This window comes from Bacteroides sp. AM23-12 (assembly GCF_003434395.1).
Taxonomy (GTDB): Bacteria; Bacteroidota; Bacteroidia; order Bacteroidales; family Bacteroidaceae; genus Bacteroides; species Bacteroides thetaiotaomicron.
Window position 1 is genome coordinate 66,905 of the sequence record NZ_QTLF01000011.1, and the last position, 24,537, is coordinate 91,441.

The 24,537-nt window shown below is 42.7% G+C and carries 23 protein-coding genes and 1 pseudogene; 7 read left to right on the forward strand and 17 right to left on the reverse strand.

Translation table 11 applies throughout. The features are described from left to right. Positions 1-24: 24 nt before the first annotated feature. From DW640_RS11745 to DW640_RS11775, 7 genes and pseudogenes are all read right to left on the reverse strand, one after another. Complete coding sequence (locus tag DW640_RS11745; RefSeq protein ID WP_008762355.1) at positions 25-339, reverse strand: hypothetical protein; 315 nt, start codon at positions 337-339, stop codon at positions 25-27. A gap of 109 nt (positions 340-448) precedes the next feature. Continuing rightward, positions 449-1,216 (reverse strand): hypothetical protein, encoded by a 768-nt coding sequence (locus tag DW640_RS11750; RefSeq protein ID WP_053088262.1) that lies wholly within the window; start codon positions 1,214-1,216, stop codon positions 449-451. 49 nt (positions 1,217-1,265) lie between these two features. Next, positions 1,266-1,391, reverse strand: a pseudogene (locus DW640_RS11755) (AAA family ATPase); the annotation flags it as partial. A 77-nt stretch (positions 1,392-1,468) separates the two neighbouring features. After that, positions 1,469-2,086, reverse strand: coding sequence for an HU family DNA-binding protein (locus DW640_RS11760; protein WP_117578205.1), 618 nt, complete (start codon positions 2,084-2,086; stop codon positions 1,469-1,471). Positions 2,087-2,340: 254 nt separating this feature from the next. Continuing rightward, positions 2,341-3,039, reverse strand: coding sequence for an SIMPL domain-containing protein (locus tag DW640_RS11765; RefSeq protein WP_008762351.1), 699 nt, complete (start codon positions 3,037-3,039; stop codon positions 2,341-2,343). A 72-nt stretch (positions 3,040-3,111) separates the two neighbouring features. Then, complete coding sequence (locus tag DW640_RS11770; RefSeq protein ID WP_187323737.1) at positions 3,112-3,750, reverse strand: DUF1062 domain-containing protein; 639 nt, start codon at positions 3,748-3,750, stop codon at positions 3,112-3,114. Positions 3,751-3,812: 62 nt separating this feature from the next. Continuing rightward, complete coding sequence (locus DW640_RS11775; protein ID WP_008764863.1) at positions 3,813-4,652, reverse strand: RteC domain-containing protein; 840 nt, start codon at positions 4,650-4,652, stop codon at positions 3,813-3,815. A gap of 395 nt (positions 4,653-5,047) precedes the next feature. Between DW640_RS11775 and DW640_RS11780 the strand changes: the two genes are divergently transcribed. Next, positions 5,048-5,323, forward strand: a complete 276-nt coding sequence (locus DW640_RS11780; protein ID WP_008762348.1) for a putative quinol monooxygenase — start codon at positions 5,048-5,050, stop codon at positions 5,321-5,323. Between the two features lie 142 nt (positions 5,324-5,465). Here DW640_RS11780 and DW640_RS11785 read toward each other — a convergent pair whose 3' ends face one another. Continuing rightward, positions 5,466-5,882: a pyridoxamine 5'-phosphate oxidase family protein gene (locus tag DW640_RS11785; protein ID WP_011107774.1), complete on the reverse strand. Its 417-nt coding sequence runs from the start codon at positions 5,880-5,882 to the stop codon at positions 5,466-5,468. An 89-nt stretch (positions 5,883-5,971) separates the two neighbouring features. Continuing rightward, on the reverse strand, positions 5,972-6,790 hold the full coding sequence (locus DW640_RS11790) for a DUF6597 domain-containing transcriptional factor (protein ID WP_008764860.1): 819 nt from the start codon (positions 6,788-6,790) through the stop codon (positions 5,972-5,974). Positions 6,791-6,889: 99 nt separating this feature from the next. Here DW640_RS11790 and DW640_RS11795 point away from each other — a divergent pair, with 99 nt between their 5' ends. Then, positions 6,890-7,432, forward strand: coding sequence for a 3'-5' exonuclease (locus DW640_RS11795; protein ID WP_008762345.1), 543 nt, complete (start codon positions 6,890-6,892; stop codon positions 7,430-7,432). Positions 7,433-7,536: 104 nt separating this feature from the next. Here the strand turns inward: DW640_RS11795 and uxuA are convergent, their stop codons facing one another. From uxuA to DW640_RS11825, 6 genes are all read right to left on the reverse strand, one after another. Beyond that, entirely contained in the window at positions 7,537-8,706 is a 1,170-nt protein-coding gene (gene uxuA / locus DW640_RS11800) for a mannonate dehydratase (RefSeq protein WP_055221034.1), read from the reverse strand. Positions 8,707-8,740: 34 nt separating this feature from the next. Then, positions 8,741-9,553, reverse strand: coding sequence for an SDR family oxidoreductase (locus DW640_RS11805; protein WP_008762343.1), 813 nt, complete (start codon positions 9,551-9,553; stop codon positions 8,741-8,743). A gap of 20 nt (positions 9,554-9,573) precedes the next feature. Next, on the reverse strand, positions 9,574-10,644 hold the full coding sequence (locus DW640_RS11810; RefSeq protein WP_061474082.1) for a substrate-binding domain-containing protein: 1,071 nt from the start codon (positions 10,642-10,644) through the stop codon (positions 9,574-9,576). Positions 10,645-11,069: 425 nt separating this feature from the next. After that, a complete protein-coding gene (locus tag DW640_RS11815; protein ID WP_008762341.1) occupies positions 11,070-11,357 on the reverse strand; it encodes a YtxH domain-containing protein in 288 nt (95 codons plus the stop codon). A 44-nt stretch (positions 11,358-11,401) separates the two neighbouring features. Next, positions 11,402-11,647 carry a GlsB/YeaQ/YmgE family stress response membrane protein gene (locus DW640_RS11820; protein ID WP_008764857.1) on the reverse strand — a complete coding sequence of 82 codons (246 nt, stop codon included), beginning with the start codon at positions 11,645-11,647 and terminating at the stop codon, positions 11,402-11,404. A 92-nt stretch (positions 11,648-11,739) separates the two neighbouring features. Beyond that, positions 11,740-12,873, reverse strand: coding sequence for a glycerate kinase (locus DW640_RS11825; RefSeq protein ID WP_061474080.1), 1,134 nt, complete (start codon positions 12,871-12,873; stop codon positions 11,740-11,742). 97 nt (positions 12,874-12,970) lie between these two features. Here DW640_RS11825 and DW640_RS11830 point away from each other — a divergent pair, with 97 nt between their 5' ends. Continuing rightward, positions 12,971-14,179, forward strand: a complete 1,209-nt coding sequence (locus DW640_RS11830; protein ID WP_016267165.1) for an MFS transporter — start codon at positions 12,971-12,973, stop codon at positions 14,177-14,179. 78 nt (positions 14,180-14,257) lie between these two features. Here DW640_RS11830 and DW640_RS11835 read toward each other — a convergent pair whose 3' ends face one another. Then, complete coding sequence (locus DW640_RS11835; RefSeq protein WP_008762337.1) at positions 14,258-15,739, reverse strand: RagB/SusD family nutrient uptake outer membrane protein; 1,482 nt, start codon at positions 15,737-15,739, stop codon at positions 14,258-14,260. A gap of 13 nt (positions 15,740-15,752) precedes the next feature. Next, the gene (locus tag DW640_RS11840; RefSeq protein ID WP_011107780.1) at positions 15,753-18,881 is read right to left on the reverse strand and encodes a TonB-dependent receptor; all 3,129 of its coding nucleotides are present in this window, start codon (positions 18,879-18,881) and stop codon (positions 15,753-15,755) included. Positions 18,882-19,045: 164 nt separating this feature from the next. On the opposite strand from DW640_RS11840, the gene DW640_RS11845 reads away from it, so the two are divergent. The 4 genes from DW640_RS11845 to DW640_RS11860 all read left to right on the forward strand — a co-directional run bounded on the left by DW640_RS11845 (position 19,046) and on the right by DW640_RS11860 (position 24,536). Next, positions 19,046-20,158 carry a DUF4421 domain-containing protein gene (locus DW640_RS11845; protein WP_011107781.1) on the forward strand — a complete coding sequence of 371 codons (1,113 nt, stop codon included), beginning with the start codon at positions 19,046-19,048 and terminating at the stop codon, positions 20,156-20,158. 121 nt (positions 20,159-20,279) lie between these two features. Beyond that, on the forward strand, positions 20,280-22,694 hold the full coding sequence (bioA, locus tag DW640_RS11850; RefSeq protein ID WP_011107782.1) for an adenosylmethionine--8-amino-7-oxononanoate transaminase: 2,415 nt from the start codon (positions 20,280-20,282) through the stop codon (positions 22,692-22,694). A gap of 31 nt (positions 22,695-22,725) precedes the next feature. Further along, the gene (locus DW640_RS11855) at positions 22,726-23,880 is read left to right on the forward strand and encodes an 8-amino-7-oxononanoate synthase (protein WP_011107783.1); all 1,155 of its coding nucleotides are present in this window, start codon (positions 22,726-22,728) and stop codon (positions 23,878-23,880) included. Next, a complete protein-coding gene (locus DW640_RS11860; protein WP_011107784.1) occupies positions 23,877-24,536 on the forward strand; it encodes a DUF452 family protein in 660 nt (219 codons plus the stop codon). The genes DW640_RS11855 and DW640_RS11860 overlap by 4 nt, the downstream gene beginning before the upstream one ends. Position 24,537 lies beyond the last annotated feature (1 nt).

Consider the following 24,537-nt stretch of genomic DNA (forward strand, 5'->3'; position numbering starts at 1 on the left):
TTCCTAGAAAATATGAATATGTAATTATGCGGCAGGAGGCGCTCGTAGGTGATGCGAATAAGTTCGTTTGCAGACAACCTTATCCTGATAAGTAATCGGCTCGTAAGGAACGAGCGTCAATATACAGTGAAATTCTACCGACTGAGGTTCTGTAAAGAGAGAAAGGGAGTATTTACATATGGCACAATCCTCGGCATGACTCCGGGAATGTTCGGCATGAGAGCATGACGTTTCATCTTCACTTCCATGATAGTGAAAGGTTTTCACTACAAAGAAGGGAATGAATGTCATGAATAACATCCATGCTATGTATGCTCTTATTTTTCTCTTGTGATACATTCTCCCCTATCGTTTTAACAGAATAGTGAAGCAAAGATACTCGTATGAAACAAAAGGTGCAAATTATCTGACTTAATATGTGTTATTAAAAGAATAGTAATAACCGATTCTAATCCAATATATTTTCAGGTATATCGTTTGAGCCTGCCACAAAATACTGAATTATATTTGTTTCTGTATCTACCGCATTCATTGTCACAGGAGATGCTGACCTTGTTGATCTATTAATTAAATCAGCTTTCATATTCCAGTCAATACCTAACAATATTTCTATAAGAGTAAACATACGTTCTGATGTATTAGATATATTGTATTCATAGGTTCTTTTATCGTTCAGCTCCTTATCAAAATTCAATATCATATAACAAGTACTGTTTTTAATAAGAAACTGGTAATTTCCCGTACATTCTTTCTTTTCCATTTTTTCATCGAAAAGATAAAAATCCCTATCTGAATTATTTATAAAAAATAGATTTTCACCTCCGGTGTAGGGTACTTGTGCAGGATGTGCAACTTTCAGGTTCAAATAACTATCGACTATTTTTATTTTTAAATCAACCGTTTCGTTAGTTACATTATCCTTGACAGTAATGGTGGTTTCTCCTTTTTGTTTGGGTTTCACAACTAAATTACCCATATCTATCGGACTTGATAAATCAATATCTATGCTTAAAACATCTGTATTTTGAACGGTTACGGTATAGTCTCTATTACCACCTCTGACGGGGATATTTTTTGCTCCCAACAAAGGACGCTCATAATATCCTTTCTCAAATGACAGAGAATATATTTCTTGCTTTTCATCGTCTCCACAACTTACAAGGGTAATTGTGCAAAGGAATAGAAAAAATATTCCTAATAATTTCTTTGTTTTCATATTTGTATTTTAAGTGACTGCAATAGTTCATTACGTATTATTTCATTAGGAGAAGTATAGGAGCATTATAATCCTCTAATTTAGGAATATAATCTGTTTTATCCACATAATAAAAACCTCGTTCACGCAAATCTATGAAATCAGCTACTGCATAAGGTATTGTTATTCTTGCCATAATCTTACTATTTTCTCTATATACACACAAAGATACAAAATTGTTAGCAAAAAGAAAGATGGTTTTCTGTTATAATATCATTCTTCCTGTTTCCACACATAAAAGACAGTTCGTCCTGCTCCCCTCTTGCGAAGAGTTCCCTCCTTGATGAAAGTATTCAAATCATCAATTGCTTTCAATCGGGGGAGTCCGGTCAGTCTGCTATATTCTATACGCGTGATTCCTCCGTTTTTCTTCAGAAATTCCTGCAACATTTGGAGACGGTCTTCAATGGATATTTTAGCATTGTGAGTTTTTTCATTGGAGTTCTCAACTCGTTCAAGTTCTATCTCCCGCTTTATTTTCTTTTTAAATTCTTTGGAAGTACGTAAATGAACATTGTCAAAACGGATAGACTCGGCGCGAATTTCTTTCTTAGTCATCACTTTATGGGTACACTTCAACGAAATGCTGAAATGTCCAAGTTCGCCCAATTCCACGATGTATCCATCCGCCAAGGCTTCGGCCAGTTCATCAACTACAGCGCCAAGTACTCCTTCAATTATATTGTGCGGAAAAGGTTGGTGACGGGATACGCGTTCTATAAAATCTTTTTTCGAATAAGTTCCACTCGGAACAATGCGGACATGAAGGGGTTGTTTCTCCCCTGTATCATTAGGGTCCGGAGTCTCATACAAATCATAAAATGCACTCATTAGTATATTTTTTATTAGTTGTTTATGTGTCTATCAGTTTATTCGCTAACATTTCAGTCCTCTTATACTAAACCTTAACTTTAGTTTAGCATAAAAATAATCGTCTGACAACTGTTTCTTTTTCGTCTGACAGTTGTTAGACGAAAAGATAACAGTTGTCAGACGAAAGTTCAACAGCTGTCAGACGAATAGCTCATCGCATACAAAGGTACAGTTTTATGTAATGCGAACTGTAATTCTTAGCAAGAAAAAAATTATTCAATAGCAAAACGCGCCGTCATCTCATACCGCAATTTAATAACGCGATATTGCTCAGTGGCAGCTGTCCCCATACTGACATTACTCTGTGCCTGATAAAGAGAATAAGGACTTACATAGCTCGAAGCCGGTTCGACAATACGAATGACCTCACCCAGTTTTTGTCCCATAGCTTCCACAAGATAAGATGCCTTTTCACGTGCTGCTTTCAATGCTTCTATCTTACCTTGTTTCCGATAGTTCGGCAAATCCTTGTGCTTCAGCTCCCCGATACGCATGGACTCGATACCTTTCGTATCAATCTTCTTAATAACGGCATTTATCTTTTCGAAGTCAGTAAACCGGATGTCCAGTTGCTTACCTATCAGAAATTCTTTTCCTTTCTGACGCCAATAGTCTCCAATTTCCTGCACACGAATAGCCTCATCCGAAATTCCTGCCCTACTTAGCACCCGACGCAAATCTTTTTCAATCCATTCCAACGGAACTTTCGTTTTATAATCTTCCGGCTTGGAATTCGGCACAAATTCCTCTTTCCAATATTCCTTTATCTGAATCAAAAGATGAATCTCATCCGGCACAACTTCTATTTCAGAAGAACCGGTTACCTCAATATATCTTCTCTCACTCTCCTGAGCATCGGCAACAACACTCCATACACATAAAACAATAGCTAATAAAAACAACTTTCTCATATCTCTGAATTTATAATAGTACTTAGTTTCTGAATTCCCTGTCCCATATCAGACAAATGTAGTAATAAAAAATCAATCAATGCCTGTTTTTACCATAAAGCTATCCACAAAGTCCATCATAACAAGCAAATGTTCTTTATCCATCAACAGGATATCTCCGTCCTTTACTTTATATTTCTGCGGCTCTTTACCGGAAAGAAGCGAAATCACTCCCTGTTCAAACAGACGCCTTAGCTGAGTGCTGGAAAGAAGAAAATTCCTTTTTAATAAAGACGACAATTTCAGATTAAATTCAAACTCATATTTGATTTGAATCTTTATGGTTGCATCGGGCACACGGATTATATCTTCTTTCGAGAAGTTATCCGTAACCTCATATTCTACACTATCATAATCCGTTTTCAAATGATTCCTGCCGGCAAGTTCGGCAGAAAAAGCATATTTCCAGACTGCTTTCCGATCGTTCATGGAAAAGCTATGAAACAGGACTTTATCTATCAAATCCGATTTGGTACGTGACAGCAAAGTAATGTTGCAAGTATTATCGCATTTCACACACCGATATATCAGCCAGACATCGATGTTCTTTTTCTGCGCATTCATTCTAAACTTATCACTGCAGTAAAACCGGTCACTATCGCAATGACTGCATTTCTTAATTAATAAAGGAGAATTCTTTGCCTTTATCTCCCATGTAAATGTTGTATCCATAAAGCAAAGTTGGATATAAGCCATTTATAAAATTCACAAGATGTCACAAGATGGCGTGAAATTTATCTGTCGAGCTCATCCATCATCTTCTGTATTTTATCCTTCAACTTATCAAGAAATTGTGTCCTGTTCTTCTTCCGATTCCTGATTTCCAAGAAGATACGATAAAAGTCCCCAATCTCGATATTGAAAAGTACCTCGCAACAAAAAGCGATGTCTTTCAGACTGGTATTTCCATTATTAAAGCATTTGCCCGCATAGATCGCATAGATGAATTCAACCAAGGCGACTTTACTATCCGTCCATTGCAGCAATTTACTGTCTACTATGGAGGTGAATTTAAGATGCAGTTTGTCTGACAGCGAATCGATCTCGTCTGATACATATTCTATCAAATGACTATTCGCCAGAATCATTGCAACGCTTGAATCGTGTAAGGTGGTAAAAGAAGGATCCCTGTCCAGCAAATGACAATGAACATCGGAAAGAATATCATAATTCTCACGGATAAAATAGTGGTTATCAAGTTCGGTCTGACCGGCACGATAATAATCATAGAAGCTATTATTCAAAAATGACTTCTGTATATTCTCCAGTTCCATCTTTAAATATTTGCATTGAGCCGACAGGGATTTGCCGACACGGTTCTTTTCAATCTGATATAAACGGATATAAAACATCAGCAAGCCGGAAATCTGCGGTTTCCAGACTTTAAAGAACTGAATTTCTTCTTCAGGGTTCTGAAATTGATATTCGGCAACTGCCCTTTTCAGCAAAGTAAGTGATGTCTGTATGACATCTATTATCTGCTTTATCCGCTCAAGAGGGGCAATCGGCTGTTGCTCAATCCTTTTAATTTCTTTTTCTATGTTCAGCTTACTATTTCTTACGAAATTTTCCATTCATTCTCAATGTACCCACAGCTTTCGAATCATCATAAGGAGTCTGACTAAAAGCCTGAATACCAAATTGCACTCGTCTTTAAAAAACGATGCAGTGAATAATAAAATTGATAAAATGAAAAACCGGTTCAAGTAGAAGTACTCAAACGAAAGAAATTAGCCTGTGGTTTATGAGGCTAATATTAAGCTATAACAAATTTAAGAATGGTGCCCAAAATAGTTGCTTTTAGAATTCAGATGCAAATATAACCGATTTTTTATGATTATATGAAGTTTATATGAAAATTTGAAAACAGCCTGCGGGAAGCTACAGAAAAATACTATCTTTGCCTTCGGTTCTTCACAAACACAGTGATGAAACCATTCTTTTTAATCACATAAATAATAAAAGAACTATGATCAGATTAAATGTTTTTGTTCGTGTAAACGAAACAAACCGCGAAAAAGCGATTGAGGCAGCAAAAGAACTGACTGCCTGCTCTTTGAAAGAAGAAGGATGCATTGCTTATGATACTTTTGAAAGCAGTACCCGCCGTGATGTTTTCATGATTTGCGAAACATGGCAGAATGCTGAAGTACTGGCTGCACACGAGAAAACCGCTCATTTTGCACAATACGTAGGTATCATTCAGGAATTAGCTGAAATGAAACTGGAAAAGTTTGAATTCTAAATGAATGTCAGATAGACGAAAACCACGTCTTCCAGCCTAAACATAAAAGAGAAAAACAATCCTTACTTTGGGAATGTCTTTCTCTTTTTTCGTACACAAATGTACCGTTACCTGTCAATTTTATAATCGCTCTAAACCAAGATTAGTCAAGCTTTTTATGAATAAAAGTGCCTTCAATCCAGTAGGTTGCGTGATTGGCGGTAAACTTTAGCAATACATAACCCGGATCTGTAGGACCACCGGGAAAGTGTTCGATAAACCAGTCCTGCCAAAGTTCCTGCTTCAGTTTCTCGTCTGTCACGACTTCTACTTCTCCCATCAATGCCACACTGTCCCCCTTCTCCTGAAAACATAATCCTGCTTTCGGATTCGATAAAAAATCAATAGTCTTCAATGAATCCGCTCCGGTGGACATCCAGATAGTGGAAATTCCTTCTGCTGCGATTTTACTCATTGGCACAGGACGGGGATAGCCTTCCTTGTTCACAGAAGCAAGGGTGACAACTTCGCATTTCTGCAATAACTCCACCGCTTTTTCTTTCATAGTTTTTGTTGACATAATCTTATTGTATTTATTTTATTTCGCCACAAAGATAACGGCACAGATGTCCGTTCTATTGTAAAAAATCGACTTTTACTAATCCGGTGCTAAGGTTCGATATAAGTCAGCGTTATATCCTCCGGAACTGTAAGCGAAAGGAATGATGAAGGTGTATTGCCCGACAATGTTTTGATTTCTTTTGAGAAATGTGCCAGGTCATAATATCCTGCGTCGATGGCGGTAGTCAGCAGGTTGACAAAGGTCGTGTTTCTCAGTAATTCTACTGCATTCTTGAATTTAACAATGCGGCTATATTCTTTAGGGGTGAATCCGGTGTTATATTTAAACTTCCGTTCAAAATGACGCTGGCACAGGCATACCTCATCCATCAGACTACGAACAGAACGCTTCCCTGCGGACTGATTGATTATATTCACCGCTGCGGCAACTTGGGTATCAACAGGCTGATAGTTATGTGCAAGATACGCCAGGAGATATTCTTCAACGACCTGAATCCGTCCCCGGACATCATTCTGCTCACATAACCTCTCGATAAAGGTACTGTCAAAAACCGCCTGCATTTCATTCGTACTGACTCTGTAATTCGCAAACTCATGCAAAGGCAACTTTGTAAATCCAGATAACCCACAAGGCAGAAAACGAACGCCAAACTGATGAACGAATTCGGCATAAGTGACAAGCTCCGAATATTTCGTCATCGGACCCACAAAGTAAGAACGATAAGGCTGCATGACCAGCGTTTCTTCTTTTACCTTACTCACTGCTTCTCCCAACGTAAAAATAAAATCGGTACAACCATCCGGCAAAATATGGATACGCATGCCATATTCCGGAGTTCCCTTAAATTCCCAATAATTATCGATATAGGGAGCGAGTAGACGAGAGGGCTGATATTCTGTGTACATCGGTCTATTTTATACGCAAATATAAAGAGAATAAATGCTAATTCATGTATTTTGCAAAAAATATCATGTACATTTGTGTTTCAAAAAACAGCAAAACGCATGAAGGACTTTGCAGCTATCGACTTTGAAACAGCCAACGGAAAGCGCACCAGCGTATGCAGCGTAGGGGTTGTCATCGTGAGGAACGGAAAAATCGTTAAGAAAATCTATCGTCTGATCCGTCCTTGCCCCAACTATTATACGCAATGGACAACAGCTGTTCACGGACTGACTTACGCAGATACGGAAGAAGCGGAAGATTTTCCTGATGTATGGGCAGAAATAAAACCGCTTATAGACGGTCTTCCCCTTGTTGCCCACAACAGTCCTTTTGATGAGGGCTGTCTGAAAGCTGTTCACGAGCTATACGAAATGACTTATCCCAATTATAAGTTTTATTGTACTTGCCGCACTTCACGGAAAGTGTTTGGAAAAGAGTTGCCCAATCATCAGCTACATACGGTGGCAGCCCGATGCGGATATGATTTAACCAATCATCACCATGCTCTCGCCGATGCTGAGGCTTGTGCACAAATAGCCTTGCTCATCATCCCCGAGCCTAAAAAGCCAAAAGTTGATTTGCACACCGGAAGCTTATTTTAATACGAAAGCTCCGTAAATGAGCAATATAAAAGACACTACCACTATTATTACTGTCAATAATAGCCGTAGTGTCTTTAAAATAGATTGCTAATTATGAATTCTGCTTATAGAATAGACTTTGCAATACCCATTTCCAAACCGCGAAGTTCTGCCAATCCACGCAGGCGGCCTAAGCAGGAATATCCCGGATTTGTCTTCTTCTTCAGATCATCAATCATCTGATGACCGTGGTCCGGACGCATAGCGATAGAACATTTACGACGTTGTTGCAGAAGAATCAGGCTCTTCATTACGTTGTACATATCTACATTTCCTTCCAGGTGGTTAGCTTCATAGAAGTTTCCTTCTTCGTCACGCTGCGTACTACGCAAGTGTACAAAGTTGACACGATCGCCAAAACGCTCCATCATACCTGCAAGGTCATTGTCAGCACGTACACCGAAAGAACCTGTACACAAGCAAAGACCGTTAGATTCGTTAGGAACGGCTTCAATCAGTTTTTTAAAGTCTTCTTCCGTACTTAGAATACGCGGTAAACCTAAAATTGTATAAGGAGGATCGTCCGGATGAATCACCAGCTTCACTCCTACCTCATCAGCCACAGGCGCAATTTCTTTCAGGAAGAAGATCAAGTTAGAACGAAGTTTCTCAGCATCGATATCATTATAACGATCCAATGCTTCCTGGAACTGTTCTACAGTGAAACTTTCTTCCGATCCCGGAAGTCCGGCAATCATATTACGAACCAACAATTTCTTATCGTCTTCACTCATTTGTTCGAAACGGGCTTTTGCTTTAGCTATTTCTTCCGGAGTATAGTCTTTTTCAGCATTCGGACGTTTCAGAATAAAGAGGTCGAAAGCAAGGAAGGCCGCCCTCTCAAAGCGAAGAGCCTTAGAACCGTCAGGCATTGTATAGGCAAGGTCCGTACGTGTCCAGTCCAATACAGGCATAAAGTTATAGGTAACTACCATTACACCACATTTAGCCAGATTACGGATGCTTTCCTTATAGTTTTCAATATATTTCAAGAAATCACCGGTCTGTGTCTTGATATGTTCGTGCACAGGTACACTTTCTACAACAGACCAAGTCAGGCCCACTTCTTCAATCATTTGCTTACGCTTCATGATTTCTTCTACTGTCCACACTTCGCCGTTCGGAATGTGATGAAGTGCGTTTACTATACCGGTAGCGCCTGCCTGTTTGATATCCCACAAGCTTACTGGGTCATTCGGACCATACCAGCGCCAAGTTTGTTCACATAGATACATAATATGATAAGTATTAAGTAATAAGTAATAAGTATTAAATGGAGAATGCGTCGAAACCTCCGTCGATAACAGCTACTGTACCTGTTACGAAGTTAGAAGCATCACTGATCAGATAATGAATAGTTCCGTAAAGATCTTCCGGTTCACCGAAACGATTGAACGGAGTATGAGCAAGAATTGTCTTAGAACGGTCAGTCAGAGAACCATCAGGGTTTGTCAACAGCGCACGGTTCTGGTCAGTCAGGAAGAATCCCGGGGCAATAGCATTTACACGAAGACCGTTACCGAATTTCAAAGCCAGTTCGCCAGCCATATATTTAGTGAAGTTAGCAATAGCAGCTTTTGCAGCTCCGTAACCAACCACACGTGTCAACGGACGAAGAGCTGATTCGGAACAGAAGTTTACGATAGAACCTTTCTTCTGTTCTACCATGATTTCAGCAAATACCATTGTAGGCAATACCGTACCAAACAGATTCAGATCCACCACTTTCTTAAAGGCATCAATCTGCAAGTCAAAGAAAGTTTTGTCCGGAGCAATTGTTGCGCCTGCCATATTACCTCCGGCAGCGTTCAGCAATACGTCAATACGTCCATAGGCTTTCATGATCTCCACTTTGTTACCTTCCAGCACTTCTTTGTCCATTACGTCCGTATACAGGAACATAGCTTCATTTCCTTCAGCTTTGATACTTTCTACCAATGCCTTACCTGCTTCTTCGCTTCTATCGAGTACAACAACTTTAGCTCCTTCTTTAGCTAAGTATGCAGCGATACCCTTACCTAAGATTCCGGCTCCACCGGTGATAACAACAACTTTGTCCTTTACGTTAAATAATTCGTTCATGGTTCTTTTATTTATATGGTTTATAACTTATTGTTCAGATAATATTTCAGATTTTCTTTTAGAAGAATATCAATCGGCATCAGGTTCACCTTTTCGGGGTTCTGCTTGAACAGCAAATGATTGCACAATGACTTAATGCCATCGTACCCCTGTCGTTCGGGGCGCTGTGCAACTAATGCAGTGATAACACCATCGGAGAGCAGTTGAGTATTCCTTTCAATAAGATCGTAGCCAACCAATTTTACTTTTTGCATTCCTCTTGCTTTCAGGTAGTTTCCTAAGATATAGCAAGTTGAATTAAAGATGATTCCTCCTTCTATAGTTGCATTCGCTTCAAAGATTTCATCCAGTTTGATAAAATTGTAAACCGAATCATTGATTTTCAATTCTACTTCATGCAAATTTCCGGTAAATCCTGTTTCTTTCAGATAATGACAAAAGCCTTCTCTCCGGTTTTTTCCTTGATTTGAGTCGTTTTTTCCACTATGAATAATTCGTGCCATCAGAATATCCGAAGTCGAAGAAATCTTGTCTGTCAATAATCGCGCAGCAATCACTCCGGCATCATAAGACTCCGTTCCGAAATATGCCAACTGATGTTGCCCTTCAATATTGGAGTCAACATAAACATAGGGAATTTCATTCCTGTCAAGCTCTTGCGAAAGCCGTATAACAGAGTCGGTAAACAGTGTTGCAATCAATACCCCATCTACTTTTTCATCCAACAGGTTGCGGACAATATCATCAAATGTCTTGTTATTGTATTGATCGAAAAAGAGTTTAGTGATCGTTATATTATAAGATTCCATCTCTGAAGCCGCCTTATCGATACCATCGGAAATAGCTTCCCAATATTCTCCGTGCGTAAAAGAAGGAGTAATTGCCACAAAATGATATTGTTTTTTAGATGCCAACGAACGCGCCATCAGATTCGGCTGATAATGAACCATTTCCAGAATAGTCTGAACTTTCTTCCTGTTCTCTTCAGATACCCGTCCACGATTGTGAATCACCCGGTCTACCGTACCGACAGAGACTCCCGCCATCTTGGCGATGTCTACAATACGAATATTTGAGAATTCTTTGTCCATTTACTGATAAGTATCTTGTTTTTCGACGACAAATGTAAAATGAATTATTGAATTAAGCAAAAGTGTGTGCGCACACACGTTCTACTATAAAAATGCTATAAATATGATATTCAGATATTTAATAAAGGAAGGCAAGTAATACGTATGTTGTTAAACATAAGAAAAATAATGGAAAAAGCCATCAAATATATGTTTGGGAGGTAATAAACACCATGACAGAAAAGCTTTTTATCTGTGAAAAGAAACAAAAAGAGGGATATAAAAGGTAAAATGTGTACGGGCACACACTGATTTGTTTATGCATAAACAGATATGAGGGATAGTGACAGTATTTGGTTAAGGTAAATTTTCAAGAAGAAAGCTATTAGTATAAAAGAAAAGTGATAACCGGTTATTTTAAACCTGATTACCACTTTCAAGGATGATTATTTCTCCCATTTTTCTTTTGCTTTTCCAACTGCTTTATCAGCCTCTTCAGCTACTTTATCTGCGACTTTAGCTCCTGTTTCAACAGCTTTTAAGCCAAGATTCATCGCTTTTCTTTCAGCTTCGGCTGCTGCTATTTCAGCATCACGACCGATACGGTGAATAGCGTTATAAATATCACTTTCCAACTGTCTGGCTTTTGCTGTACGTGAAAGACGATAAGCTACTGCACCAAGGATTGAACCAATTCCAAGTCCAATCCAGAAATTCCCATGTCTACATTCCATAATTAAGTTCTGTTTTTAGATTAAAAATAAATTATATAAAATCTTTATTTAGATTTCGAGAATAAAGAAGCAATCCATAATACCAGAATAGCTCCTACGGTAGAAGTTATCAAACTTCCAATCAATCCCGAAGCCGCAAGTCCGAAAAGGGCAAATACCCAACCGCCCAGCACTCCTCCGAGAATACCAAGTAACAAATTTATAATAAGGCCAAAACCTCCGCCACGCATTATCTTACCTGCAAGAAAGCCGGCTATAATACCAATAATAATATACCAAATAAAGCCCATTTTATCCTCCTTTTTTATTTAACAACATCAGGTACCACGAATAGTTCAGTAAGTCAAAAATGAATTAACGACAATTTACACTCCAAACGCCACTATAAATTCACTAAAGAGATAATTTGAGCAACAGTCCGGCAAATATTTTTCTTAGCGACTTCCGGCTTCATGGCTGTTTCTAAAGACATGGGCGAAGGAATGATAGAAAAGAGACCTTGAAAACCTGCCTGATTCAGAATTTCCGTATCCTCTATGCTGCCTGCCACAACAATGACCGGTATCCCTTGTCGTTTCGCCTCTTCTAATATTCCGGAAGGTACTTTTCCCATTAAAGATTGACGGTCTGTTCTCCCCTCACCGGTTATGATCAGATCAGCACCTTTTATTTTCTCACTAAATTTCAATGTTTGGAGCAGTAAATCAATGCCGGGCTTTAGTTCAGCATTCAGAAAAGCAAGAAAAGCACCTCCCAAGCCTCCGGCAGCTCCTGCTCCGGGAACGTGAGTGATTTCTCTTCCGGTAGTTGAATGGATCAATCGGGAAAAAGACTGCATACCCGCATCTAATTTCTCTATCATTGCATCATCCGCCCCCTTCTGCCGGGCAAAAACATGCGCAGCGCCTTCCGGACCACAAAAGGGATTTCGTACATCACAGGCTATCGTGAAACGAGTATCTTCAAGTGCAGGGTGAACGGAAGAAAAATCAATAGCGGCAATTCGATGCAGGATTTCGCCTCCTTCTCCCAAGACTGCTCCATCCTTATTGAGAAATCGGGCTCCTAATGCTTGTAACATACCTACTCCGGCATCATTCGTAGCACTTCCTCCGATACCAATGACAAATTCCCGATATCCCTGTTCAATAGCGTGCAATATCAATTCACCGGTTCCATAAGTAGTGGTCAGCATCGGATTTCGTTCAGTTTCTGATAATAGCGGCAGACCATTCACGGTGGCCATCTCAATAAAAGCAACGCGTTTATCACCCGAAACTCCATAAGTGGTTTCTATCGGGCGCATCAAAGGATCATTCGCTATGATCTTCTGATAAGTGCCTCGTGTTGCTTCTACCAAGACAGTCAATATTCCCTCACCTCCGTCGGCTATCGGAAAACGAATGACTTCACAATCCGGACAAACCAGCTTTATGCCTTCTTCCACCGCCTTTTCCACCTCTGATGAGGAAAGACACCCTTTGAAAGAATCCATCGCTACTACTACTTTCTTCATTACTTATAGATTTAATAGTGACAAATATATTGAGAAACGGGAAGTTTACGTACCTTTGCAGTCATTTTTTCAGGAACATTTCAAAAGAATAGGTATTATGGTACAGAATCAGGAACAACCCGTAGGAAGAATTACGTTTTCTATCCTCATCGCATTAAGCCTTTCGCATTGTCTCAATGATCTTTTGCAGTCCGTTATATCGGCAGCCTATCCATTATTCAAAGACGATTTGGGACTCAACTTTGCACAGATCGGCCTTATCACACTGGTTTATCAACTCTCGGCTTCGGTATTCCAGCCAATCACCGGAATCATCTTCGATAAACATCCCGTTGCCTGGTCACTACCTATCGGAATGAGCTTTACAATGATAGGAATGATCAATCTGGCATTCTCCAACAATCTTTATTGGATGCTGATCTCTGTTTTTCTGATCGGAATCGGTTCTTCCGTCTTGCATCCGGAGGCATCGCGTATTACTTTTCTTGCTTCGGGTGGGAAACGGGGACTGGCACAATCGTTATTTCAGGTAGGAGGCAATTTAGGAGGTTCACTAGGTCCTTTATTGGTAGCTTTGCTGGTGGCTCCTTATGGCAGAGAGCATCTGGCCGTTTTTGCGCTTTTTGCTTTGGCTGCTATCGGTGTCATGTACCCGATCTGCAAATGGTACAAATCTTATCTCAACCGAATGAAAGAGCAAAAGGCTACAGTGAAAAAGGCTGTACATTTGCCTTTACCGATGGATAAGACTGCTTTATCTATCGGCATCCTACTGATATTAATCTTCTCAAAGTATATTTATATGGCAAGCCTTACCAGTTATTATACATTCTACTTGATTCATAAATTCAATGTAACTGTACAGGAATCTCAATTATACTTATTTATTTTTCTGGTAGCTACTGCTATCGGAACATTGCTCGGCGGTCCTATCGGCGACCGTGTAGGACGTAAATATGTGATTTGGGCTTCTATCTTAGGAGCTGCACCTTTTAGCTTACTGATGCCGCATGCCACTTTAGCATGGACCATCATTTTAAGTTTTTGTGTAGGGCTGATGCTTTCGTCTGCTTTTCCGGCTATCCTGCTTTATGCGCAAGAGCTGCTCCCTACCAAGTTAGGGTTGATTTCCGGTCTTTTCTTTGGTTTTGCCTTTGGAGTAGCAGGTATCGCTTCGGCTGTACTTGGCAATATGGCTGATAAATTTGGAATTGAGTCGGTTTATAACGTTTGCGCTTATATGCCGTTATTGGGATTAGTCACGTTCTTTTTGCCCAATTTAAAGAAACAGAAGATACAGGTATAAAAAAACGACCGGTATGCATCGTCACGACGTATACCGGTCTACAAGTTAAGGTCAAAGTCAAAAAATTAAGAGAGCTATTTATAAGTTAGGGTTTGCATTAATCTCTTTTTCAGGGATAGCATACAGATAATAAGAACTGTTCGCTGAGAACGCTTTACCATCCGGAAAATTAAGGAACCAATGTCCTAACGGATTTCTTTTCGCAAAACTGCCGCCTTCCTGCCAGCAATCCACTTCCGTTTTCTGCATATCCTCAGATAAAGCCATGCGTTCTACCGCCTTCTGATTACGGAGTACATCCGTTATACCGAATCCTTCTCCCCAAAGTTCGCGTCGGCGCTCCATCAGAATTTCGTCAATCACCTGCTCTTTTGTTTTCCCTGTCACATCATAATTACCTACGCCACGGGCAGTACGTAATGTATTCAATGGGGCAACAGCCTGATCCAGTGCTACTCCATCTCTGACCTTGGCTTCCGCTTCTATCAGATACATTTCTGCCGAACGCATCAGTACCAGATCTGCAGTATCATCCGAACGCATATGGAATTTCTTATAACCCAGATATCCTTCACGCATCCATTGGAAAAGAGGCAGACGGATGTCACCTTTAACAAAAGTATCCATCAAGTGCGGGTCGGCCATAAAGCTACTGTAAGCTCCGACATACGTTGCATCCAGATAGTAGAAATTATAACTTGCATCCGATTGCGAAAGTGTTTGAGGAGATCCCCAAATCCATTCCTTATTGGAAATATTATTAAAACCTTCGTACTCGGCAGTGGTAGTCATTAATGAATATCCTTTGCGTGCAGCTTCGGCAGCTTTGGCGGCCTCTCCCCATTGTCCTGTCAATAAGTAAGCACGTGCCATAAGACCGTTGACAACATCCGTATTCGGTTTGAATTTCTGCCCGTCTCCCTTGCGGACGTAGTTTGTCAGATAATCCTGTGCAAGATTCAAATCATCAAAGATCTGCTGATAAACTTGCGCCACTGTCGATTTGCCTTTCGGCTTGGTACCGCTTGTAGTCGGTTCCGTATATATAGGCACACAGGGAGCATCTTTATCTTTCAAATATGTAAACTGATAATGCTGTACCAAATGCAGATAACAAAAGGCACGCAAAGCCAATGCCTGTCCCTGTGCCTGCCGCAGTTCCTCGGAGTCACCCTTAATCGAAATGGCAGTGTTGCAGTTATCAATTGTCTTATAGATCAGATACCAGGCAAACGAAGTTCTTCCATCGGAAGGAATCGCCACATCATTAAACTGATAGGAAGAATTGAACCCATATTTCGGACGGGAGACAACATCGCTTGCCATCATATCATCCTGACATTGAAGTGCCCGATAACCAATATTGGCATACGTCGTGCCGTATTCAAACAGGTTATACCAAGCTCCGTTGAAGAGACGTTCTGCATTTCCGGCTACTGCTACCTGATCAGAGCTTACCGCATCCGTAGGTTCCGTATCCAGAAAGCTACTGCTACAACTTGTCGCCAGAAACAGTCCGGCAACAGCAGTAAGTATAGATTGAATTTTTATCTTTTTCATATATCGTGTAATTTTAGAAAGATAGATTGATACCTCCGGAAATAGTTCGCATAGCCGGATAACGGTAATAAGTGATACCCGTGATTCCCTGTTCAGGGTCAAGTCCCTGATTCCGGTGAATAGTGAACAGGTTATCGCCCTGCACAAACACCTGAACACTGCTCAATGCCAGTTTGCTGATCCACTGTTTCGGCAGATCGTAAGATAGCGTCAGGTTTTTCAGTCTCATATATGAATTGTTCTGCAAGAAACGGGTGGAAGCTGAGTTCCAGTTATTGGAAGTAGTGCTCAAAGCAGGCACGTCTGTATAACGGTTTTCCGGTGTCCATCTCTTCAATATCTCCGTAGACCAGTCACGGCCTTCCAAACTTCCGTTGTGCAGAATCATAGTAATATCACGGTTGTAGATATATCCGCCGATGCTATAAGCAAAGATGGCGGACAGATCGAACCCTTTCCATGAAAGCGATGTATTGAAACCACCATAAACTTTCGGGAGGGAAGATTTATTGACGTAATAATAATTTGCCGAAGCATAGTCGCTTGTTGTGACACGTTTTCCGGTCAAATTATCATTGGCATCTTTCTCATCCATATACCACAGCGGATTACCGTTGTCAGGGTCTACTCCCGCCCATTCTTTCATATAGAAGTCATAGACTGACCGTCCTACCTGCAATTTATTTACGCCACTTTGCGGCATATCCTTCAGCGGAAGTTCCGTCACCTTATTCTTATAATGCGTCAGGTTCATTCCGAGTTTCCATACCCATCCATTCTGATTGATAATGGTTCCGTTCAGCACCATCTCAATACCTGTATTCTTCAATGCGCCTACATTCTCATCAATAGAGCCATATCCTAAGGAAGGAGCGATCGGACGGGAATAAAGTAAGTCTTTGGAACGACGCGTAAAGAAGTCGAACGAACCGGAAAAACGGTTGTTAAACAGTGAGAAATCAACGCCGACGTTAAAGTTCAGGTTCGTCTCCCATTTCAGGTTCGGAGTAGCCATACGGTCGGAAACCAAGGCATTCTCTCCGAGATTGGAAACGATGGTATAAAGTCCCTTGCTTGCATAATAAGTACCCAGATTATCATTTCCCTGTGCACCGTAGCTCATCTTTAATGTCAGAGCAGAAAGCCAGTTGGCAGTGGAAGCCATAAAACTTTCACGGTCGATACGCCATGAAGTTCCCAAAGACCAGAAGTTCCCCCAGCGAGTCTCCGGTGCAAAACGGGAAGAACCGTCACGACGAAAGGAAGCGGAGAAAAAGTATTTATTCTGATAGTCATAAAGCGCCTGGGTGAGATATCCCACCAAAGCATAATCGATACGATAACCGGAACCGCCTGTCAACTGTGAGCCGACTACCAGTTCGGGCATATCGGGCTGTGCCATCTTCGTACGTGAAGCAGTCAGTTCATCATAACGGTACGAATAGGCTTCCATTCCGGCAAGCACATTAAAGTGATGATCACCGATGGTTTTATCATACGACGCGATGTTGTTCCATGTCCATGAAAAAGTACGTGAGTTCAAGCGGCTGGAACCACCTCCGTTTTCCAGAGCCGGACCGATTTTCGGATTCGTATAATCCAGCGTATTATAGTTGATCAGGTCGAAGTTGAAACTTGTCTTGAATTTCAGCCCTTCGATGATCGTAGCTTCGAGATAAGTACGACCGGAAAATTCATCTTTCATCCGTTCCGATTTATCCAAAGGCAAGGTAGCCGGCAAGTTCCAGTTAGCCATAGAACCGGAAGGACGGTATGAACCGAAATCGTAGATACGATCCCCATTGTCATCCAGCTTGTAGCTGCCGTCCGTATTCATTTCACAAATAGGATAAAATCCGGGCATAGTACGTCCTGCCGTAATCACGTTGCTTGTTTTGGAATCCGAAGAAACCGGATAATTCTGCATGGAATGGGCAAAACTCAGGTTGATGCTTCCTTTCAGCCAGGAAGTCATTTCACTGGTCACGTTCGAACGAAGGTTGAAACGTTGGTAGCCGGATTCGAGTGCAATACCTTTATCGTTCAGGTAGCCGGCAGAAAAGAAGTATTGATTAGCCTTTCCACCACCGGAAACACTCAGATTCAGTTCGGTACGAAGCGCTTGCTGCTCCATCGCGTCACTCCAGTCGGAGTTCCATAACGGACGAGCACCTGCTGCCAGCTTTCCGTCTGTCCCCACAGGTTGCGGATATTGTGTGCCGTAAGGATTCGGACCGCCTCCCATCAATTTTGTAACCAAGTCTTTAGAAGCCTGCGTAGCTGCGGTGGCAGGGGTATAATCAGAACTCTTGGCATACTGGTTGCGAAGCGCTTCCCAGTAAAGTTCGAAATACTGATTGGTATTGACACGGTCATAATCGCGTACCGCACGACTGGAACCACCCAGTGTAGCTTTCACCTTGACAGTAGCTTTCGAGTCCTGCTGTCCTTGTTTCGTAGTAATGATAATCACACCGTTTGCACCACGCGAACCGTACAGAGCAGCAGATGCAGCATCTTTCAGTACAGTCATGGAAGCGATGTCATCAGGATTGATCGAGTTGACGCTGCCATCAAAAGGTACGCCATCAACCACATACAACGGGGCACTGGAGGCATTGATCGAACCGATACCACGAATACGGATTTCGGCATCCGTACCGGGCTGACCGCTGGAAGCACTGGCTTGCACACCGGATACCGTACCTTCAAGTACACGAGATACGCTGGAAGTCTGTAACTTCTCGATCTCTCCCGCCTTCATAGTCGAGGCAGCTCCGGTAAAACTATATTTCTTGGCAGTAGCATAAGCTACAACCATCACTTCTTCCAGTTCTTTGCTCTCCGATTCCATTGTGACATTGATCACATTCCGGTTGTTCACCGCTTGTTCCACTGTCCGCAATCCTACAAAGCGGAACACGATAGTCCCATTGGCAGGGGCTTCAATTGAATAGTTTCCATCGATATCGGTAATGGTGCCGGAAGAGGCCCCTTTCACTTGTACGGAAACACCGGGTAAAGGCTCTCCTTCAGAAGTCACAGTACCCGTTACGCGTTTCTCTTGTTGTGCTTCTGCATACACTACATTGCCGGCAGAAAGCAATAGAAACGCCACTAATAAACGTAAATAGATTCTCATAATTTTGTGGCTTAGGATTTATTTGCTTGTTCTAACTAACAGAATACATATCTCATTTGTTTAGGAAACGAAACATTTTTTTAGACGATTATTAGTATAAATCAACGAAAGGTAGTACATTCGTGAAACGAACAGCATCAATCATAACAACGAAAAATCACAGGATGAAGCAAATTGTTCTATCTCTTTTTCTGTTTCTGTCACTCTCCTTACAGGCCCAGGCTGAAAGGAGAGATACCCTTATGAGCGATAGTCTGCAAACTGATTCTGTGATACCGGCCAAACCAAGCGCTTTTAAGAGAGCGATCAGGAAGTTCATGAATTTCAGTGACTTCGACACCCTTTACATCAGTCCCAACCGGTATAATTACGCATTGATGACTACCCATTTCAGCAACTTTGAATATTATTCCGTTACCAGCAATCTGCCCCAACCGCAGAAGCTGAGTTTCTCTCCCAATCCGCATAACAAGATAGGATTGTACTTCGGCTGGCGATGGATCTTCCTGGGATGGTCTGTAGACGTGGACGACATTTACCGGAAGACCAACCGAAGGAACAAGGGAACAGAGTTCGATTTAAGTCTATACAGTTCCAAGCTGGGAGTGGACATCTTCTACCGTCGCACAGGTAACAACTATAAGATTCATAAGATCAACGGTTTCCCGGAAGATGTCCCCGCCAATTACTCCGAAAAGTTCAATGGAATAAAAGTAGATATCAAGGGATTGAACCTATACTATATCTTCAACAACCGCAAATTCTCCTACCCTGCCGCTTTCAGCCAGTCAACCAATCAGCGCAGGAATGCAGGTTCGTTTATCGCAGGCTTTTCCATTTCAAAACATAATCTTGAGTTCGACTATGCAGAACTTCCGGCTTTCATACTGGAAGCGATGAATCCTGCCATGAAAGTCAACAATATAAAATACACCAATGCCAATATCAGTTTCGGTTATGCCTATAACTGGGTATTTGCCCGCAACTGTCTGGCATGCCTGTCTCTCACTCCCGCCATAGCCTACAAAGCCTCCGATGTAGATGCAGAAACCCACGAAGGGAAGACATGGTACGGCAATTTTAACCTGGATTTTTTGATCCGTGCGGGAGTTGTCTATAATAACGGAAAATATTTCGTCGGCACTTCATTTGTCGGAAAGAACTACAATTACCACCGGAATAATTTTTCACTGGACAACGGGTTCGGAACGCTTCAGATATACGTCGGATTCAATTTCAATTTACGCAAGGAGTATAGAAGAAAAAATACAAGATAAAGGATGTGTATAAACGATACAAGGTAAGGGTGTATATTTGCAGTATATTATTGTATCGCTTGCTTATCCAAAGAATCTTTGTACATTTGCCCCGTTCTTAACTTCAAAAAACAAGAACCTGATGAAGAAACAACGCCACATACAGACCACACGTTCCCTTCTTTCCCGCTTCCGCTACTGGGGCAGGAAGAACTATGCCGCATTTGCGAGTATGGGACGTGAATTTCAGATCGGTCATCTGCATACCAATGTGGTAGATGTGGCTCTTCGCAAGCAGAATGCAAAAGTTACTATCCCTTATCATACATTTATGACACTTCAAGAAATCAAAGACCAAGTACTGGCAGGCTTCGACATATCGTCCGCCCAAGCCACTTGGCTGGCCAACATGGCCGACAGCGAGGCGCTTTATGCCGCCGCGCATGAGATTACCATCACCTGTGCTTCGCACGAGTTCGATATGTGTTCCATCATCAACGCCAAGTCCGGCCGGTGTCCGGAGAACTGCAAATGGTGCGCACAATCCTCTCACTACAAGACTCAAGCCGAGATTTACGATCTCCTGCCCGCTGAAGAATGTCTCCGACAGGCAAAATACAACGAAAGTCAAGACGTCAACCGTTTCTCCCTTGTCACCAGCGGACGAAAACCTTCTCCCAAACAGATCAGTCAACTTTGCGATGCGGCCCGCCTTATGCGGAAACATTCGTCCATCCAACTTTGTGCATCCCTTGGATTACTCAACGAAGAAGAACTCCGCGCCTTGCACACAGCCGGAATCACCCGCTATCACTGCAACCTCGAAACAGCTCCTTCCTATTTCCCCACACTCTGCTCCACACATACACAAGAGCAGAAGCTGGCCACTCTCGACGCCGCCCGCCGGGTAGGGATGGATATCTGCTGCGGTGGCATCATCGGCATGGGAGAAACAATGGAACAACGTATTGAATTTGCTTTCACTTTGGCGGAATTGAATGTACAGTCCATCCCCATCAACCTGCTAAGTCCGATCCCCGGAACTCCACTGGAAAATGAAAAGGCATTGAGCGAAGAAGAAATCCTGCGAACCATCGCCCTGTTCCGCTTCATCAATCCTACCGCTTTCCTGCGTTTCGCAGGAGGACGTTCGCAGCTCACTCCCGAAGCCATGCGCAAAGCCTTGTTTGTCGGCATCAATTCCGCCATCGTGGGTGATTTGCTGACCACACTCGGTTCCAAGGTTTCCGACGACAAGAAGATGATTCTGGAAGAAGGTTACCACTTCGCCGACTCCCAGTTTGACCGCGAGCATTTGTGGCATCCTTATACTTCTACTACCGATCCATTGCCTGTCTACAAAGTAAAGCGGGCGGACGGAGCAACGATCACACTCGAAGACGGGCGGACACTCATCGAGGGAATGTCGTCCTGGTGGTGTGCTGTGCACGGATACAATCATCCAGTATTGAATCAGGCGGCAAAAGACCAGTTAGACAAGATGTCCCATGTCATGTTCGGAGGACTGACTCATGATCCGGCCATCGAGTTAGGCAAACTGCTGTTGCCCTTGGTTCCCCCATCCATGCAAAAGATATTTTATGCGGATTCCGGTTCGGTGGCGGTAGAAGTTGCCTTGAAGATGGCCGTGCAATATTGGTATGCAGCCGGAAAGCCCGACAAAAACAATTTCGTAACCATCCGTTCCGGTTATCACGGTGACACTTGGAATGCCATGTCCGTATGCGATCCCGTTACCGGGATGCACAGTCTTTTCGGTTCATCGCTTCCTGTCCGATATTTCGTTCCGGCCCCCTCTTCGCGATTTGACGGAGAATGGAATCCGGACGAGATCATCCCCCTGCGGGAAACGATAGAGAAACACTCCAAAGAACTGGCGGCGCTCATCCTCGAACCCATTGTTCAGGGAGCAGGCGGTATGTGGTTTTATCACCCGCAGTATCTGCGTGAAGCGGAAAAACTCTGCAAAGAACACGATATCCTCCTGATCTTCGACGAAATAGCCACAGGATTCGGACGCACCGGCAAACTCTTTGCCTGGGAACATGCCGGAGTGGAACCGGACATCATGTGCATCGGAAAGGCACTGACCGGAGGATACATGACACTGTCTGCAGTATTGGCAAGCAATCAGATAGCAGATACTATCTCCAATCATGCCCCAAAGGCTTTTATGCACGGTCCTACCTTTATGGGGAATCCGCTCGCGTGTGCGGTGGCGTGTGCTTCTGTCCGGTTGCTGCTCGACTCCGGCTGGGCAGAGAATGTGAAACGAATCGAAGCTCAGTTAAAAGAAGAACTGGCTCCCGCCCGCAAGTTTCCGCAAGTAGCGGATGTACGGATATTAGGAGCCATAGGAGTCATCCAGACAGAACGTTCGGTGAGCATGGCATATATGCAACGCCGCTTCGTAGAAGAAGGTATCTGGGTACGTCCGTTCGGAAAACTGGTCTACCTGATGCCCCCGTTCATCATCTCTCCGGAGCAATTAAGTAAACTGACTTCCGGAGTACTTAAAATAGTCAGAGAGATGTAACTTAACTATCTTCTCAAAAAATGAATAGATTATGATTTTAGACTCTATCAATCAAGAACTTCTGACTTTAAAAGAGAAGAAGAATTACCGTTCTCTCCCACAGTTGATTCATAATGGAAGAGACGTGACAGTAGACGGACGACGGATGCTGAACTTATCATCCAATGATTATCTGGGGTTAGCCAATGAGGTGTCTTTAAGAGAAGCGTTCTTAAAGACCATCACTCCGGAAACCTTTCTGCCCACTTCCTCTTCCTCCCGCCTGCTGACAGGCAACTTCACTGCCTATCAGGAACTGGAACAGCAACTGGCCACTATGTTCGGAGCAGAAAGCGCCCTTCTGTTCAATAGCGGATACCACGCCAACACAGGGATACTTCCTGCCGTCAGTGATGCCCGTACATTGATCCTTGCGGACAAACTCGTACATGCCAGCCTGATAGACGGAATCAGATTATCATCTGCCAAATGTATCCGGTACCGGCACAATGACTTAGCCCAGCTCCGGCGTCTTCTTGAAGAAAACCACGGTATGTATGAGAAGATAATCATCGTTACCGAGAGTATCTTCAGCATGGACGGAGACGAAGCCGACCTGCAAGCGCTGGTACGATTGAAACACGATTACGCTAACCTTCTTCTCTATGTAGACGAAGCCCACGCTTTCGGAGCACGGGGCGAGAAAGGCTTAGGATGTGCCGAAGAACAAAACTGCATCAACGACATCGACTTTCTGGTAGGAACTTTCGGGAAGGCGGCAGCATCCGCCGGCGCATATATCATCTGCCGACAGACCATCCGGGAATATCTGATCAATAAGATGCGTACCTTTATCTTCACAACGGCCCTTCCTCCTGTCAATATCCAGTGGACCGCATGGGTACTGAAACACTTCGCTGATTTCCGGAGCAAAAGGGAGCATCTGCTGCAAATCAGCAGGAAACTGAAAGAAGCACTGACCGAGAAAGGATATAACTGTCCTTCCGTCAGCCACATCGTGCCGATGGTGGTCGGAGCAAGCGAAGATACCATCAGGAAGGCAGAAGAATTGCAACGCAAGGGATTCTATGCCCTGCCGGTACGCCCGCCTACAGTACCCGAAGGGACTTCCCGTATCCGCTTCTCATTGACAGCGGACATCACAGAAAAAGAAATCGATACACTTATAGAAATCATTAACGGATGAAGCAGACTTTTATTATCAGGAACAATGGAAAGCACCTTCTACTATTCTTCGCAGGATGGGGAATGGACGAAACGCCTTTCCGACATATCCATCCGGCGGAATGTGACTGGATGATTTGTTACGATTATCGTTCGCTGGAATTCGATACGACTTTAATACAGGCATATTCCAAGATTTCGCTGATCGCATGGTCAATGGGAGTCTGGGCGGCTTCGCAGGTAATGAAGCAATATCCCTCCCTGCCTGTTTCCCAAAGTACCGCCATCAACGGAACACTTTATCCGATACACGAAACGAAAGGAATTACGCCATCCGTTTTTGAAGGCACCCTGCAAGGACTGAACGCACAAACCCTACTGAAATTTCAGCGAAGAATGTGTGGTTCTGCTGCTGATTACAAGGCTTTTCAGACAATAGCTCCCAAACGTCCGGTTGAAGAACTGAAAGAAGAGCTTGCCGCCATCCGGCAGCAATACTTGTCATCCCTCCCTTCGGAGTTTGTCTGGCAAACAGCCATCATCGGAGATAACGATCGGATTTTCCTTCCGGACCATCAAGAGCAGGCATGGAGAAACAAGGCAGTCTCCCTCCTGCACGTCGAAGCTGCCCATTATCAGCAGGAGCTTTTTAATGAGGTAATCATGAACATTAAATAAT